Source organism: Klebsiella sp. ME-303, from assembly GCF_007910085.1.
In the GTDB taxonomy this organism is placed as follows: Bacteria; Pseudomonadota; Gammaproteobacteria; order Enterobacterales; family Enterobacteriaceae; genus Klebsiella; species Klebsiella michiganensis.
The window spans coordinates 88,607-102,994 of sequence record NZ_VOJB01000089.1 but is presented as its reverse complement, the minus strand read 5'-3'; the positions used below and the strand labels follow the sequence as shown (position 1 = coordinate 102,994).

The following is a 14,388-nucleotide window of genomic DNA, read 5'->3' as shown; positions in this document are numbered from 1 at the left end:
TTTTGCGGGTTTGTCACTGCCTGACGTTTAGCCGGCTGACCAACCAGAGTTTCACCATCCTGGGTATAGGCAATGATAGAAGGCGTGGTGCGATCGCCTTCGGCGTTCTCCAGCACGCGTGCAGTAGTGCCATCCATAATCGCTACACAAGAGTTGGTAGTACCCAAGTCGATACCAATAATTTTACCCATCTAAACGTCTCCACTAAAAATTCAGTCAACATGTGGTTGTGAACCTGTAATAAGGGCGAAACGTGCGGTTTCAACTACCCAGACATCATTTTTTTTCAGGTTCATTCACTGCGGTTGACTACAAGATGGGGTCGCCCACCGCGGCATCAAGGGGGGATACAAAAAAATTTTTGCCCTGCCCGCGCCGTCGGGTGGCGAGCAGGCCTCATAAGCGGTCCGGAAAGCGGGCCTAAAAACGCACAAAACATAATTAACAATAATAATTAAAGTTAAATATATTCATAAAACAATTGACATAATCCGCAATGATTACGTGCTAAAGACAATAAAGCTCCGGTGATAAAATACGCCCCCGCTATGACACATCCAATATTCAGGAAATCCTCATGAAATCACTGATTCATATATCAGCAGGGTTATTTTTAAGCGCCGCCTTAATAACGTCAGCATCCGCTAACGATCATAAAATTTTAGGGATTGTCGCCATGCCGCGAAATGAGACTAACGATCTCACGCTGAAGCTACCGGTATGCCGGGTGATTAAGCGTATCCAGCTCACTGCCGATCGCGGCGATGTCCAGCTGTCAGGCGCGACGGTGTACTTTAAAGCCAGCAATAGCGCCAGCCAGAGCCTCAACGTTCCGTCAACCATCAAACAGGGGGCAACCACCGACTGGATTAACATTAATAGCGACAACGATAACAAGCGCTGCGTAAAAAAAATCGCTTTTTCTGGCCACACGATTAACTCTTCCGACATGGCCTCGCTAAAAATCATTGGCGACGATTAATATCACTGTTCACCTTATCTGGTATTTATGAAAATTAATTATCTGGATGATGAAGACCTCTCTTTTCTTCATCGCTGTAGCGAAGAGCATCTGGAAGCATTCACCCGAATTCTGACTCACAATGAGAATGGAAAGCCGCGTCTTTCAAGCACGCTATTGCGTAATCAAACTTTCCAGGCGATGGCAGGGCATCCCGAACGCTATCGTCGCAACTGGCAGCTCATTGCCGGCGAGCTCCAGCACTTTGGCGGCGACAGCATCGCCAACACGCTGCGTCGTCACGGAAAGTTCTACCGGGAAATTTTGCTGGATGTCTGCAAGCGGCTAAAAATCAAAGCCGATAAGCACACCTCTACGCCGGAAATAGAACTGCATCTTCTGGAGCACTTCCTGGAACACAGCTGGAAGAAGATGGACGATCGGCAGAAAGCTGACTTCTTCACTGCCGTTGAGTGCCGGGTCAACGAGCATAAAGCGTTACTTCCCCATCTGCTGCAGACAAATAAGCTGGCGCAGGGCGTCACCCACCTTCTGGAAATCCGGCTGGCGAAGATCCTGCGCACGCACGCCGCGGTTAGCGTCATCGGCCACGGTCTGGTTCGCGGCGCGGGGCTTGGCGGCCCCCTCGGCGCCGCGTTTAATGGCGTCAAAGCCGTGAGCGGCAGCGCTTATCGCGTGACCATCCCGGCCGTACTGCATATTGCCTGTTTACGGCAAATGACCAGACTTCATCAGGTGAAAAATGAAATTGGTGAAAAATACCCCGCCAGATCATAGACAGTTTCGCAGCACCTAATTATTATGCCGCGCCCCGTCGCTGAGAGGCGGGGAATGCTTCCCTTTCTAATCATTATTTTGAGGAATTATGGGCAACACTAAGTTGGCTAATCCGGCACCGCTGGGCCTTATGGGCTTCGGCATGACCACTATTCTGCTTAACCTGGCAAATAGCGGCCTGTTCGCGTTTGATGTAGCTATCCTGGCGATGGGCATTTTTTACGGCGGCATTGCGCAGATTTTTGCCGGCCTGCTGGAATTTAAAAAAGGCAACACTTTTGGCTTAACCGCATTTACGTCTTACGGCGCTTTTTGGCTGACGCTGGTTGCCATTCTTCTGATGCCGAAAATGGGCCTTGCAGAAGCACCCAACGCGCACTTCCTCGGTATGTACCTGGGACTATGGGGCGTTTTTACCCTGTTTATGTTCTTTGGCACCCTGAAAGCCGCGCGTATGCTGCAGTTTGTTTTCCTCAGTCTGACCGTGCTGTTCGCGCTGCTGGCGATTGGTCACCTGGCTGATAACGAAGGCATCGTTAAGATTGCGGGCTGGGTCGGTCTGGTCTGTGGCGCTAGCGCCATCTATCTGGCGATGGGTGAAGTGCTGAACGAGCAGTTTGGCCGCACCGTTCTGCCAATCGGCGAAAAGCATTAATTAACGTCGCCGCCCGTTCGCGAGCGGCGACGTGAGCCCTATCGATTTACGGCAGGCGCTGCAGTTCAGCTTTCGGCGCAGCGACCTGTTGTTCCAGCCCCTGGCGCAGCCAGATCCCCAGCCCCAATCCCATCAACGACAGTGCCAGCACGTACCACGCGGGCGCCATCGGCGAAACGCCCATCAGCATGGTCACCGCAATCGGCGTCAGACCGCCAAAGATGGCGTAAGAGACGTTATAAGAGAATGAGATACCGGTAAAACGCACTTCAGCCGGGAACGCGCGCACCATCACATACGGAACCGCCCCGACCACGCCGACGCACAGCCCCACCGCGCCGTAAAGCAGGAACAGGCGCTGCGGGCTATCGCCGGAAAGATGATAGAACGCCCAGCTTGCCGCCGCGAGGAATACGCTGCCGACAATAAACGTGCGGCTGGCGCCAAAACGGTCAGCGGCCAGCCCTGCCAGCAGGCAGCCGATACACAGCATGATAGTGGCAATACTGTTCGCCTGCAGGGTGATTGCGGGGGCAAAACCGTAGTGCTTTTGCAGCCAGACCGGCGACATCAGGATCACCACCACCACGCCGGCGGATAAAAGCCAGGTCAGCAGCATTGAGACCACCACCGCTTTCTGATGCTTCAGCGCGACGGCTTTAACCGGCAGCTCCTGCGCTAATGCTTTACGCTGCTGCATTTCGAGGAAAATCGGCGTCTCCTGGAGCCAACGGCGCAGATACATGGCGACAAGACCAAACGCGCCGCCTAACAGGAACGGAATACGCCAGCCGCCATCGTGGATACCCTGAGGAGTCAGATGAGTATTAATCAGCGTCGCGACGACCGACCCCAGCAATATCCCCACCGTCAGGCCAGCGGTCAGCGTACCGCAGGCGATACCTATTCTTTTTTCCGGTACATGCTCCGCCACAAAGACCCAGGCGCCGGGGACTTCACCGCCAATCGCCGCCCCTTGCAGAATGCGCATAAGCAGCAGCAAAAGCGGCGCCACGATGCCTACCGACGCGTAGGTGGGCAGCAGGCCAATCGCCAGCGTAGGCAGCGCCATCAGTAAAATACTCAGGGTAAACATCTTCTTACGCCCGACCAGATCGCCAAAATGGGCCATAATGATGCCGCCAAGAGGACGAGCTAAATAGCCCGCCGCAAAAATGCCGAAGGTCTGCACCTGGCGCAGCCATTCCGGAATATCGGCCGGGAAAAATAGCTCGCCGACAACGGCGGCGAAGAAGACAAAGATAATGAAATCGTAAAACTCCAGCGCGCCGCCGAGGGCGGCCAGCGTCAGCGTTTTATAATCCTGTCGATTCAGAGGTCGGGTGTAGTGTGACATAACGGGCAATCATCCAGAGGTATGAAGATATTCTACGCACGGTGTAAAGTAAAAAACACTATATCGTAAATAAAACAACACACCACTGGTGATGCAGGTTATATCAGGAATACGGTAAATTCAGGATAATGTTTCACGCCTGGCGCTTTTAGGACGGAAAGCTGCTACTACTTCGCCGTTTGTTTCCACATAAGGCCCCTCAAGCAGCTGTACACAATACGGTACACTCGCGAAAACGCCGTGCACCAGCACGTTACCTTCCGCATCTTTCACGCCTTCCAGCGTTTCCTCAATCGCCTTTGGCTGCCCGGGCAGGTTAAGGATCAGCGCCTGCTTGCGGATAACGCCAACCTGACGAGACAGAATGGCCGTCGGCACAAAGTGCAGGCTCACCTGGCGCATTTGCTCACCAAAGCCGGGCATCACCCGATCGGCAATCGCCAGCGTCGCATCCGGGGTGACATCACGGCGGGCCGGGCCCGTGCCGCCGGTCGTCAGGACCAGGTGGCAGCCCATTTCATCGACCAGTTCACAGAGGGTTTGCTCGATAATAACCTGTTCATCCGGGATCAAGCGGGTTTGCAATTCGAAAGGCGTGGAGAGCGCACGGGCCAGCCACGCTTCAAGCGCGGGAATGCCTTTATCCTGATAGACGCCGCTGGAGGCGCGATCGGAAATGGAAACTAAGCCGATTCGTAAGGTGTTCATGATTATTCCGTTCAAACAGTATTAATAGACAGAATAATACACCGAGGGGAGCAAGGCAGACAGTTTAATGTGGCCGACGGGCGCCGGCCACATGGGGTATTACAGCAGATCGCCGATCATTTTTTCCAGTTTTTCCTGGTCGATCGCAAACTTGCGGATACCTTCCGCCAGTTTATCTACCGCCATCGGATCCTGGTTGTGCTGCCACAGGAATTCAGATTCGGTGATACGCGCCGGACGCGCTTTAACTTCGCCGCTGAAGGCCAGTTTGCGTTCGATGGCGCCTTCGCTTTCCGCCAGCTCTTTCAGCAGCGCAGGAGCGATAGTCAGGCGGTCACAGCCGGCCAGTTCGAGGATCTCGCCGAGGTTACGGAAGCTTGCGCCCATAACCACCGTTTCGTAACCGTGCTGTTTGTAGTATTCGTAGATTTCGCTTACGGACACCACGCCCGGATCTTCTGCCGGCGCGTACTCTTTCTTATCGGTGTTGGCTTTGTACCAGTCGAGAATACGGCCAACGAACGGAGAAATCAGGAATACGCCCGCTTCTGCACAGGCACGCGCCTGAGCGAAGGAGAACAGCAGCGTCAGGTTACAGTTGATGCCTTCTTTTTCCAGCTGCTCAGCGGCGCGAATGCCCTGCCAGGTAGAAGCCAGTTTAATCAGAATGCGATCGTTGCCGATGCCAGCATCGTTGTACAGTTTGATGAGGCGCTTAGCTTTGGCGATAGAAGCCTCGGTGTCATAGGACAGGCGAGCATCAACTTCGGTGGAAATACGGCCAGGGATCAGCTTAAGAATTTCGAGACCAATGTTCACCGCCAGCTTATCGGAAGCATCGATAATCTGCTGCGCGCGGTCGCTGCTCTGGCCGCGAGCCCACGCAACGGCGTCATCAATCAGCTTACGGTACTCAGGGATCTGAGCCGCGCCGAGAATCAAAGAAGGGTTAGTCGTGGCGTCCTGAGGCTGATACAGCTTCATTGCCGCGATATCTCCGGTATCAGCTACGACAGTGGTGTACTGACGCAGAGAAGTCAATTTATCCGTCATGATAGTGTTTCTCTTAAACAGCAGTTAAGGGGATGTAACCGGTCTGCCAAGATGATAACACGCTGCCGGGGCAGCGCAACCGCCTACAATGCATGAGCGCAGAGTGTGATAAACTGGGCCAATTAATTCCCTGAACACTAAAGGATTGTCACTGGATTGGTAGCGCTTACACTCGCGCACCGATATGGGCAAGAGGATGCTTGATGCCTGATTTTCTGTCGTTTATCAATGAAATACTCTGGGGCTCGGTAATGATTTATCTGTTACTGGGCGCTGGCGTCTGGTTTACCTGGCGAACAAAATTTATACAGTTCCGTTATATCCGCCAGTTTAGCAGAAGTCTGAAAAAGAGCCTTCAGCCGCAGCCCGGCGGGTTAACCTCTTTTCAGGCGCTCTGTATGAGCCTGGCGGCGCGCGTGGGCAGCGGCAATATGGCAGGCGTGGCGCTGGCCATTGCCGCAGGTGGCCCTGGCGCCGTTTTCTGGATGTGGGTCTCGGCGCTGCTCGGCATGGCCAGCAGTTTCGCCGAATGTTCTCTCGCGCAGCTTTATAAAGAGCGCGACTCCCGCGGGCACTTTCGCGGTGGCCCGGCCTGGTATATGGCCCGGGGACTCGGCATGCGCTGGATGGGCGTGCTGTTTTCCATTCTTCTCCTGCTGGCCTACGGCGTCATCTTTAATACCGTACAAGCCAACTCCGTTGCCCATGCCATGGAGTATGCGTTTCGTTTACCCGATGTTATCACCGGCGTCGTGCTGGCGGCGCTGACCCTGCTGGTCATCGTTCGCGGGATTCGCGGCGTAGCGCGGCTGATGCAGTGGCTCGTGCCGCTTATGGCTTTACTGTGGGTGCTGACCAGCCTGATTATCGGCCTGTGGCATATCACCGCCCTGCCGACGATTTTTGAAATCATTTTCCGCTGCGCTTTCGGCTGGCAAGAGGCCGCTGCGGGCGCGGTGGGCTACACCATCAGCCAGGCGCTCACCAGCGGCTTTCAGCGCGGGATGTTTTCCAATGAAGCGGGTATGGGTTCGACGCCAAATTCCGCCGCCGCTGCCGCCTCCTGGCCCCCTCATCCCGCGGCGCAGGGGATCGTACAAATGATTGGCGTCTTTATTGATACCATCGTGATCTGTACCGCCAGCGCCGTGATCATCATGCTGGCGCCGCGAGACGGCAACGAAGAAGCGGCAAATGGCATTCAGGCCATCCAGCATTCGATGAGCAACCTCGTCGGCGACTGGGGTTCCAGCTTTGTCGCTTTTATCGTGCTGCTGTTCGCCTTCAGTTCGATCGTCGCAAACTATATCTATGCCGAAAATAATCTCATTTTTCTCCGCATGGATAGCCTGCGTAACATCTGGCTGCTGCGTCTGCTTACGCTGTGTATGGTCGCCACCGGCGCGATGGTCAGCCTACCGGTGGTCTGGCAGATGGCGGATATCATCATGGCGCTGATGGCGATAACTAACCTGACGGCTATCCTGCTGCTGTCGCCGACGGTGCGCATCATTGCCAGCGATTATCTGCGACAGCGGAAGCTGGGCCAGCGGCCGGAATTTGACGTCACCCGCTACCCTGAAATTCATCAGCAGCTGGTACCGGGAACATGGGACAACCTGCCGCGCGAATAGCGCGGCAATCGCAGCTATCGATCCTCTCATGACGTTTTTTTGCTAAAGTCGTCAAAAATTTCCTGTAAGGACTGGATATGCTCATTCTGATTTCACCTGCAAAAACGCTCGATTATCAAAGCCCGCTGGCAACGACGCGTTATACCCAGCCAGAGCTACTGGAACACTCTCAGGAGCTTATCGGCATTGCCCGTCAGCTGTCGGCACCGCAGATTGGTAAACTGATGGGCATCAGCGACAAGCTGGCTGACCTGAACGCGACCCGCTTTCACGACTGGCAGCCAGATTTCACCCCGGACAACGCCCGTCAGGCAATCCTGGCGTTTAAGGGCGATGTCTATACCGGCCTGCGGGCAGAGACCTTTAGCGAAGCCGATTTCGATTTTGCCCAGCAGCATCTGCGGATGCTTTCCGGCCTGTACGGCGTTCTGCGCCCGCTGGATCTGATGCAGCCCTATCGTCTGGAGATGGGGATTAAGCTTGAGAACGCGAAAGGCAAAGATCTGTATCAGTATTGGGGAGACGTTATTACCGATAAGCTGAATCAGGCGTTGAAAGCCCAGGGCGACGATATTGTGGTAAATCTGGCCTCTGATGAGTACTTCAGGTCGGTGAAACCCAAACGGCTTGAGGGCCAGCTGATTAAGCCGGTATTCCTTGATGAGAAAAACGGCAAGTTTAAAGTGATCAGCTTCTACGCTAAAAAAGCGCGCGGCTTGATGAGTCGTTACATCATTGAGAATCGCTTAACGAAGCCGGAGCAGCTGACCCGCTTTGATAGCGAAGGTTATTTCTTTGACGCCGACGCTTCGGGCAACGGAGAGCTGGTCTTTAAACGCCACGAGCAGTAAAAAAACCGCTTCCCTGCCGCCAATCACGCAGCAGGGAAGCGCTGATTCAGACTTAGCCCATCATCAGCTTACGCAGCGCGGCAAAATCGGCCGGCAGATTATGCGACAGCAGCGGCAGATCGGCGCGATCGGCCAGCTCTTTCGGCAGCGGCAGCGTCTCTTGCAGAATCTCTTCCACGCTCTCTTTAAACTTCGCCGGATGAGCCGTGCCGAGGAACAGGCCGTACTCGCCCGCCTGCAGCTGGTCGCGCAGCGCGCGATAAGCAATCGCCGCATGCGGTTCTGAGGTATAGCCGATAGCCTTCAGCTCACGCATGGTCTCTTTGGTGGTTTCATCATCCACCGCCGCGTAGCCCAGCTCGTTCAGGCGCCAGATTTTACGACGGAACAGCTCTTCCACGCGCGGCCAGTTGTTCGGCTGGCTGACGTCCATGGCGTTAGACAGCGTGGCCTGGGTTGCTTTCGGCGACCAGTTACCGTCCTGCAGGAAGCGCGGCACGGTGTCGTTAGCGTTAGTCGCCGCAATAAAGCGTTTGATTGGCAGACCCAGAGATTTGGCCAGCAGGCCGGCGGTCAGATCGCCAAAGTTACCGCTGGGTACCGAGATAACCAGCTGGTTACGGGCTTCCTGAGGCAGCTGAGCCACGGCTTCAAAGTAATAGCAAATCTGCGCCAGCAGGCGGCTGATATTGATTGAGTTAGCCGAGTTAAGACCCAGCGCAGCTTTCAGCTCTTCATCATCAAAGGCCTGTTTAACCAGCGCCTGGCAGGCGTCAAAGTCGCCGTCGATTGCCACAGTTTCAATGTTGCCGCCGAGGGTGCAGAACAGCTTTTCCTGCAGCGGGCTGATTTTGCCGCGCGGATAGAGAATGACCACTTTGACGTTTGGCAGGCCATAAAACGCGTGCGCAACCGCCGCGCCGGTGTCGCCGGAGGTGGCCGTCAGAATAGTGACCGGTTTGTCGCCTGCGATATGGGTGAGCATCTGCGCCATAAAGCGGCCGCCGAAGTCTTTAAACGCCAGAGTCGGGCCGTGGAACAGTTCGAGGCAGCCGACGTCGTCCTGCACTTTGCTGACCGGAGCCGGGAAGGTAAAGGCATTGCCGATGCGCTCTTGCAGAACGCCCTGCGGAATCTCATCGCCGATAAATGCCGACAGGATTTTTGCGCTACGCGACACAAAGTCCTGCTGCAGCATCTCGTCGATTTCAGTCAGGCTGAATTCCGGCAGATCGTGCGGGAAGAACAGCCCCTGATGCTTGCCAAGCCCCTGCGTGACGGCCTGCGCAAAGCTGACCTGTTCGTTATGATCTTTTAAGTTATAGAGTTTCATTGGTTATCCCACTACTCGAGCGCCCGCCGTGTCCAGCCGGCAAATATGAACGAAGCCTTCCTGATTTTGCAGATAGTGCGTAGCCAGCCAGTCGGCGACGCGCTGCGCGGTTTCCGGTTTATCGCATAATGCAAACAACGTTGGACCGGAACCGGAAATGCCGCACGCCTGCGCGCCAATTTCCATTGCTGCCTGACGCGCTGCGCTGAAGCCCGGCAGTAGTTTGGTACGATACGGTTCGGCAATCACATCTTTCATCAATTTCGCCGCCAGCTGAGGCTGGCGGGAATAGCAGGCGTGAATAAAGCCCGCCAGATGACGACCGTGGGCAATACAGTCCTGACGGCGATACTGCGCCGGCAAAATTGCCCGCGCTTCCGCGGTGGAGACCTTAATACCCGGATAGGCCAGCACCCACAGCCACTCGTCGAAGGCCGGAATCTGCTGGCTGATGATGCCATTTTCCTCAAGCATCAATTGTATCCCGCCCAGATAGCACGGCGCGACGTTATCGTAATGGATACTGCCGGAAATCCGCCCTTCCATCTCGCCCATCAGCGCCAGCATTCGGCTCTCATTGAGCGGTTTGCCGCAGAACTCGTTCATCGCGACCAGCGCGGCGACGACGGAACAGGCGCTGGAGCCCAGGCCGGAACCAATCGGCATGTTTTTTTCCAGGGTCATCGCCACCGGTACCGTCTTGCCAATCTCCTGGCAAAAACGCTCCCAGCATTGATAGACGATATTTTCCTGCGGCGCCGTCGGCAGTTTGCTGGCGAAGCGACCCACGTTTTGCAGGCTAAAGCTCGTCGCCGCCTCAACCGAGACATTGTCCCCCAGCAGCGTGCCGTCAACCGGCGTTACCGCCGCGCCCAGCACGTCAAACCCGACGCTCATATTAGCACTGGAAGCCGGGGCATATACTTTGACCATCTTAAACTCCTAACTTCCATGACAGGGTACGCAGCAGGTCGGCGAAAACGCCAGCTGCCGTCACATCGTTACCCGCACCATAACCGCGCAGCACCAGCGGCAGCGGCTGGTAATAGTGGCTGTAGAACGCCAGCGCATTCTCGCCGTTTTTCACTTTAAACAGCGGATCGTTGCCATCAACCGCGGCGATTTTCACGCGGCAGGTGCCATCCTCTTCGATATTTCCGACATAGCGCAAGACCTTACCTTCATCGCGCGCTTTTGAGACCCGCGAGGCAAACTCGTCATCCAGAGAAGGCAGGCGTGCCATAAAGCTGTCGACATCGCCGCTGGCGTCAAAACCCGCCGGTAGCGCCGGCTCTACGATAATGTCAGACAGCTCCAGTTCACGCCCGGTTTCACGCGCGAGGATTAGCAGCTTACGCGCGACATCCACGCCGGAAAGATCGTCGCGCGGATCCGGTTCGGTATAGCCCATTTCACGCGCCAGCTTCGTCGCCGCGGAGAAGCTTACGCCTTCGTCCAGCTTACCGAAGATAAATGACAGCGAGCCGGACAGAATACCGGAGAAGCGCAGCAGCTCATCACCGGCGTTCAGCAAATTTTGCAGGTTTTCGATTACCGGCAGCCCCGCGCCGACGTTAGTATCGTATAAAAACTTACGTCGTGAGCTGCTCGCGGCATGACGCAGCTGATGATAGTAATCCAGCGATGAGGTATTGGCCTTTTTGTTCGGCGTCACCACGTGGAAACCTTCGCGCAGGAAATCGGCGTACTGATCGGCCACCGCCTGGCTGGAGGTACAGTCGACAATCACCGGGTTCAGCAGATGGTACTCTTTCACCAGACGAATAAGTCGTCCCAGGTTGAACGCCTCTTTGGCTTCCGCCAGCTCATCGCGCCAGTGTTCAAGGTTCAGGCCGTGTACGTTGGTCAGCAAGGCGCGCGAGTTAGCCACCCCGCAAACGCGGAGGTCGATATGTTTACTCTTCAACCAGCTCTGCTGGCGCTTGATCTGTTCGATCAGCGCGCCGCCGACGCCGCCGATGCCAATGACAAACACTTCAATCACCTGATCGGTATTGAACAGCATCTGGTGGGTCACGCGAACGCCGGTGGTAGCATCATCGTTGCTCACGACAACGGAGATAGAGCGCTCGGAAGAACCCTGGGCAATCGCCACAATGTTGATATTGGCGCGCGCCAGCGCAGCGAAGAATTTAGCGGAAATCCCACGCAGGGTGCGCATACCATCGCCGACAACCGAAATAATCGCCAGACGTTCCATGATCGACAGCGGCTCAAGCAGCCCCTCTTTCAGCTCCAGATAAAATTCATCTTCCATTACCCGCTTCGCCCGAGCGCAATCGCTCTGCGGCACGCAGAAGCTGATGCTGTATTCGGAAGAGGACTGGGTGATAAGAACAACGGAGATTCCCGCGCGGGACATAGTGGCGAACACGCGCGCCGCCATGCCAACCATCCCCTTCATCCCCGGCCCGGAGACGTTGAACATCGCCATATTGTTGAGATTAGAGATACCTTTCACCGGCAGATCGTCTTCATCGCTGCTGCCGCCGATAAGCGTACCCGGCGCCTGCGGATTACCGGTATTTTTGATTAAACAGGGGATCTGGAACTGGGCGATGGGGGCTATAGTACGCGGGTGCAAAACTTTAGCGCCGAAGTAGGAGAGCTCCATCGCTTCCTGATAGGACATCGACTTCAGCAAACGCGCATCCGGCACCTGACGCGGGTCGCAGGTATAAACGCCGTCAACGTCGGTCCAGATTTCACAGCAGTCGGCGCGCAGGCAGGCGGCCAGCACCGCTGCGGAGTAGTCAGAGCCGTTACGGCCCAGCACCACCAGTTCGCCCTTTTCGTTACCGGCGGTAAAGCCCGCCATCAGCACCATATGGTCAGCCGGGATCTGGCTGGCGGCAATGCGGCGGGTCGACTCGGCGATATCCACGGTGGATTCGAGGTAATGGCCAACGGCAAGCAGTTTTTCAACCGGATTAATCACCGTGACGTTATGACCGCGCGCTTCCAGTAAGCCGGCCATAATAGCGATGGAGAGCTTTTCTCCCCGGCAGATCAGAGACGCATTGACGCTATCCGGGCACTGTCCGAGCAGGCTAATACCGTGCAGGACGTGTTTGATTTGCGCAAACTCCTGCTCGACAAACATTTTCAACTGAGCGTGCGGAAAGCCCGGCTGGGCATCGGCGAGGCCTTGCAGAAGTTCGGCGAAAATGCGTTCGGCATCAGCGATATTGGTCAGCGCATCCTGCCCGCCAATGGTTTTTTCGATCATCGCAACCAGATGGTTAGTGATCTTCGCCGGGGCAGACAGTACGGTCGCTACCTGCCCCTGCCTGGCATTACTCTCCAGAATATCGGCAACACGCAGAAAACGTTCTGCATTTGCCACTGATGTACCGCCGAACTTCAACACACGCATGGTTATGACCCCTTGATTTTTTATCGAAAAAAAAGCCCGCACTGTTCAGGTGCGGGCTTTTTTCTGTGTTTCCTGTACGCGTCAGCCCGCACCGTTACCTGTGGTAATAGTGGTGGTGATAATCGTGGTGATCATGCCGATGCGATTCATGGATGTTGTGTACTCTGTAATTTTTATCTGTCTGTGTCCTGTGCCTATATTGGTTAAAGTATCTGTCGACTTAAGTCAACGAATTTCTACTTTTAGCCCTTTTTTTCACACCTGGCCAATACGCCATAGCAACCTGACAATTCATCCGCATTTACGCATCCAGACGCAAATAATTAGCACATAAGACCATATGAAAATAATATGACAGCATTTTACCCTGGGAGGTTTTTTTCAATATCGTGCAGTAAACGATGCAGCATGGCGGTGTCTCGCTGCTGCAAAAGTCCTATCCGCTGCTCCAGCCAGTCGGACAGTTTTACATCGTCACCCGCGCCGAGGCGGTTAAGCAGAGCGCGCGTTCGCAGGCGTAACGCCTGCAGCTGATTATCATCTGCGTCGGCGGAGGTTGACGGGGCCCGCTGCAGCAATGAGGTCAGCTGGTAGCAATAGACCATCACCGACTGCCCCAGGTTTAGCGAAGGATAGTCAGCCGCCATCGGCACACCGGTCAACACATCGGCAAGGGCCAGCTCTTCATTCGTCAGACCAGAATCTTCCCGACCAAACACCAGCGCGGCATGATGCATCCACTGCGCTTTTTCTTCCAGCAGCGGCAGGAGCTGCTGCGGCGTCGCGTAGTAGTGGAAACGCGCCCGGCTGCGGGCGGTCGTGGCCACGGTAAAATCAACATCGTGCAGCGCCTGCTCCAGCGTGGCATAAGTGTTGATATTATCGAGGATATCGCCAGAACCGTGCGCGACCCAGCGCGCGGCGGGCTGCAAATGCGCCTCGCTATCGACGATACGCATGTCGCTAAACCCCATGGTTTTCATCGCTCTGGCTGCCGCCCCGACGTTTTCCGCCCGAGCCGGGGACACTAATACAATTGATAAACGCATTCGGTTTCTCTTTTACCTTTTAGGCGGTGGGAATAACGATTTTTTCCCTCATTTTACGCGCCGTGAATTTACAAATTTGCAACAAAAATCACTAAATTTGAGCTTTATCACCCATAAAAAAAACTAAACTATTCCCAAGGCACCATGACACAGAGTATGTTAACAGAACGGCTTTATCCGTATGTTTGGCAATGAAATTTACGTCCGAGTACGTTTTGAGGCTTTGGATTCACCGCGTTTATTATTTTCTCATTGCAACTAATTGAGCGAAGTATGAATTGTGAAGATGAATCCCGTTTAGATGCAATGATTTCACAAGACTGTTAACGTGCTACAATTGAACTTGATATATGTCAACGAAGCGTAGTTTTATTGGGTGTCATGCCTCACTTAGCCTGTTATGTTGCTGTTAAAATGGTTAGGATGACAGCCGTTTTTGACACCGTCGGGTCCAGAGGGAAAGTACCCACGACCAAGCTAATGATGTTGTTGACGTTGATGGAAAGTGCATCAAGAACGCAATTACGTACTTTAGTCATGTTACGCCGGGCATGTTAATTTGCGACATGCACCAGGCAGGTCAGGGACTTTG

Annotated in this window: 15 protein-coding genes and 1 other annotated feature; of the genes, 5 read left to right on the top strand and 10 right to left on the bottom strand. The window is 54.8% G+C overall.

What is annotated here, in order from left to right; genetic code table 11:
• A partial coding sequence (locus FQK12_RS20360) for an Hsp70 family protein (RefSeq protein ID WP_146295762.1) occupies window positions 1-191 on the bottom strand: 191 nt, incomplete at its 3' end.
• Between the two features lie 386 nt (window positions 192-577).
• On the opposite strand from FQK12_RS20360, the gene FQK12_RS20355 reads away from it, so the two are divergent.
• From FQK12_RS20355 to satP, 3 genes are all read left to right on the top strand, one after another.
• Window positions 578-982 (top strand): DUF2541 family protein, encoded by a 405-nt coding sequence (locus tag FQK12_RS20355; protein WP_014227853.1) that lies wholly within the window; start codon window positions 578-580, stop codon window positions 980-982.
• 27 nt (window positions 983-1,009) lie between these two features.
• Window positions 1,010-1,759 carry an acidic protein MsyB gene (msyB, locus tag FQK12_RS20350; protein WP_014227852.1) on the top strand — a complete coding sequence of 250 codons (750 nt, stop codon included), beginning with the start codon at window positions 1,010-1,012 and terminating at the stop codon, window positions 1,757-1,759.
• 88 nt (window positions 1,760-1,847) lie between these two features.
• A complete protein-coding gene (gene satP, locus FQK12_RS20345) occupies window positions 1,848-2,414 on the top strand; it encodes an acetate uptake transporter (RefSeq protein ID WP_014227851.1) in 567 nt (188 codons plus the stop codon).
• A gap of 46 nt (window positions 2,415-2,460) precedes the next feature.
• Here satP and FQK12_RS20340 read toward each other — a convergent pair whose 3' ends face one another.
• The 3 genes from FQK12_RS20340 to tal form a co-directional block, all read right to left on the bottom strand.
• Window positions 2,461-3,771 carry an MFS transporter gene (locus tag FQK12_RS20340; protein ID WP_014227850.1) on the bottom strand — a complete coding sequence of 437 codons (1,311 nt, stop codon included), beginning with the start codon at window positions 3,769-3,771 and terminating at the stop codon, window positions 2,461-2,463.
• Window positions 3,772-3,891: 120 nt separating this feature from the next.
• Window positions 3,892-4,479 (bottom strand): molybdopterin adenylyltransferase, encoded by a 588-nt coding sequence (mog, locus tag FQK12_RS20335; protein ID WP_004098459.1) that lies wholly within the window; start codon window positions 4,477-4,479, stop codon window positions 3,892-3,894.
• A gap of 99 nt (window positions 4,480-4,578) precedes the next feature.
• On the bottom strand, window positions 4,579-5,532 hold the full coding sequence (gene tal, locus FQK12_RS20330) for a transaldolase (RefSeq protein WP_004098458.1): 954 nt from the start codon (window positions 5,530-5,532) through the stop codon (window positions 4,579-4,581).
• A gap of 203 nt (window positions 5,533-5,735) precedes the next feature.
• On the opposite strand from tal, the gene FQK12_RS20325 reads away from it, so the two are divergent.
• Entirely contained in the window at window positions 5,736-7,166 is a 1,431-nt protein-coding gene (locus FQK12_RS20325; protein WP_014227849.1) for an alanine/glycine:cation symporter family protein, read from the top strand.
• Between the two features lie 77 nt (window positions 7,167-7,243).
• Window positions 7,244-8,017 (top strand): peroxide stress protein YaaA, encoded by a 774-nt coding sequence (gene yaaA, locus FQK12_RS20320; RefSeq protein ID WP_004098454.1) that lies wholly within the window; start codon window positions 7,244-7,246, stop codon window positions 8,015-8,017.
• A 52-nt stretch (window positions 8,018-8,069) separates the two neighbouring features.
• Here the strand turns inward: yaaA and thrC are convergent, their stop codons facing one another.
• From thrC to yjjY, 6 genes are all read right to left on the bottom strand, one after another.
• Complete coding sequence (gene thrC / locus FQK12_RS20315) at window positions 8,070-9,350, bottom strand: threonine synthase (RefSeq protein WP_004098452.1); 1,281 nt, start codon at window positions 9,348-9,350, stop codon at window positions 8,070-8,072.
• Window positions 9,351-9,353: 3 nt separating this feature from the next.
• The gene (thrB, locus tag FQK12_RS20310; RefSeq protein ID WP_014227848.1) at window positions 9,354-10,283 is read right to left on the bottom strand and encodes a homoserine kinase; all 930 of its coding nucleotides are present in this window, start codon (window positions 10,281-10,283) and stop codon (window positions 9,354-9,356) included.
• Window position 10,284: 1 nt separating this feature from the next.
• On the bottom strand, window positions 10,285-12,747 hold the full coding sequence (gene thrA, locus FQK12_RS20305; protein WP_014227847.1) for a bifunctional aspartate kinase/homoserine dehydrogenase I: 2,463 nt from the start codon (window positions 12,745-12,747) through the stop codon (window positions 10,285-10,287).
• 25 nt (window positions 12,748-12,772) lie between these two features.
• Window positions 12,773-12,890, bottom strand: a sequence feature (Thr leader region).
• Entirely contained in the window at window positions 12,829-12,897 is a 69-nt protein-coding gene (thrL, locus tag FQK12_RS20300) for a thr operon leader peptide (protein ID WP_004222578.1), read from the bottom strand. It overlaps the preceding feature by 62 nt.
• 212 nt (window positions 12,898-13,109) lie before the next feature.
• Window positions 13,110-13,796 carry a tRNA/rRNA methyltransferase gene (locus tag FQK12_RS20295; protein ID WP_014227846.1) on the bottom strand — a complete coding sequence of 229 codons (687 nt, stop codon included), beginning with the start codon at window positions 13,794-13,796 and terminating at the stop codon, window positions 13,110-13,112.
• 398 nt (window positions 13,797-14,194) lie between these two features.
• Window positions 14,195-14,335, bottom strand: a complete 141-nt coding sequence (gene yjjY, locus FQK12_RS20290; protein WP_001541509.1) for a protein YjjY — start codon at window positions 14,333-14,335, stop codon at window positions 14,195-14,197.
• Between the last annotated feature and the right edge of the window lie 53 nt (window positions 14,336-14,388).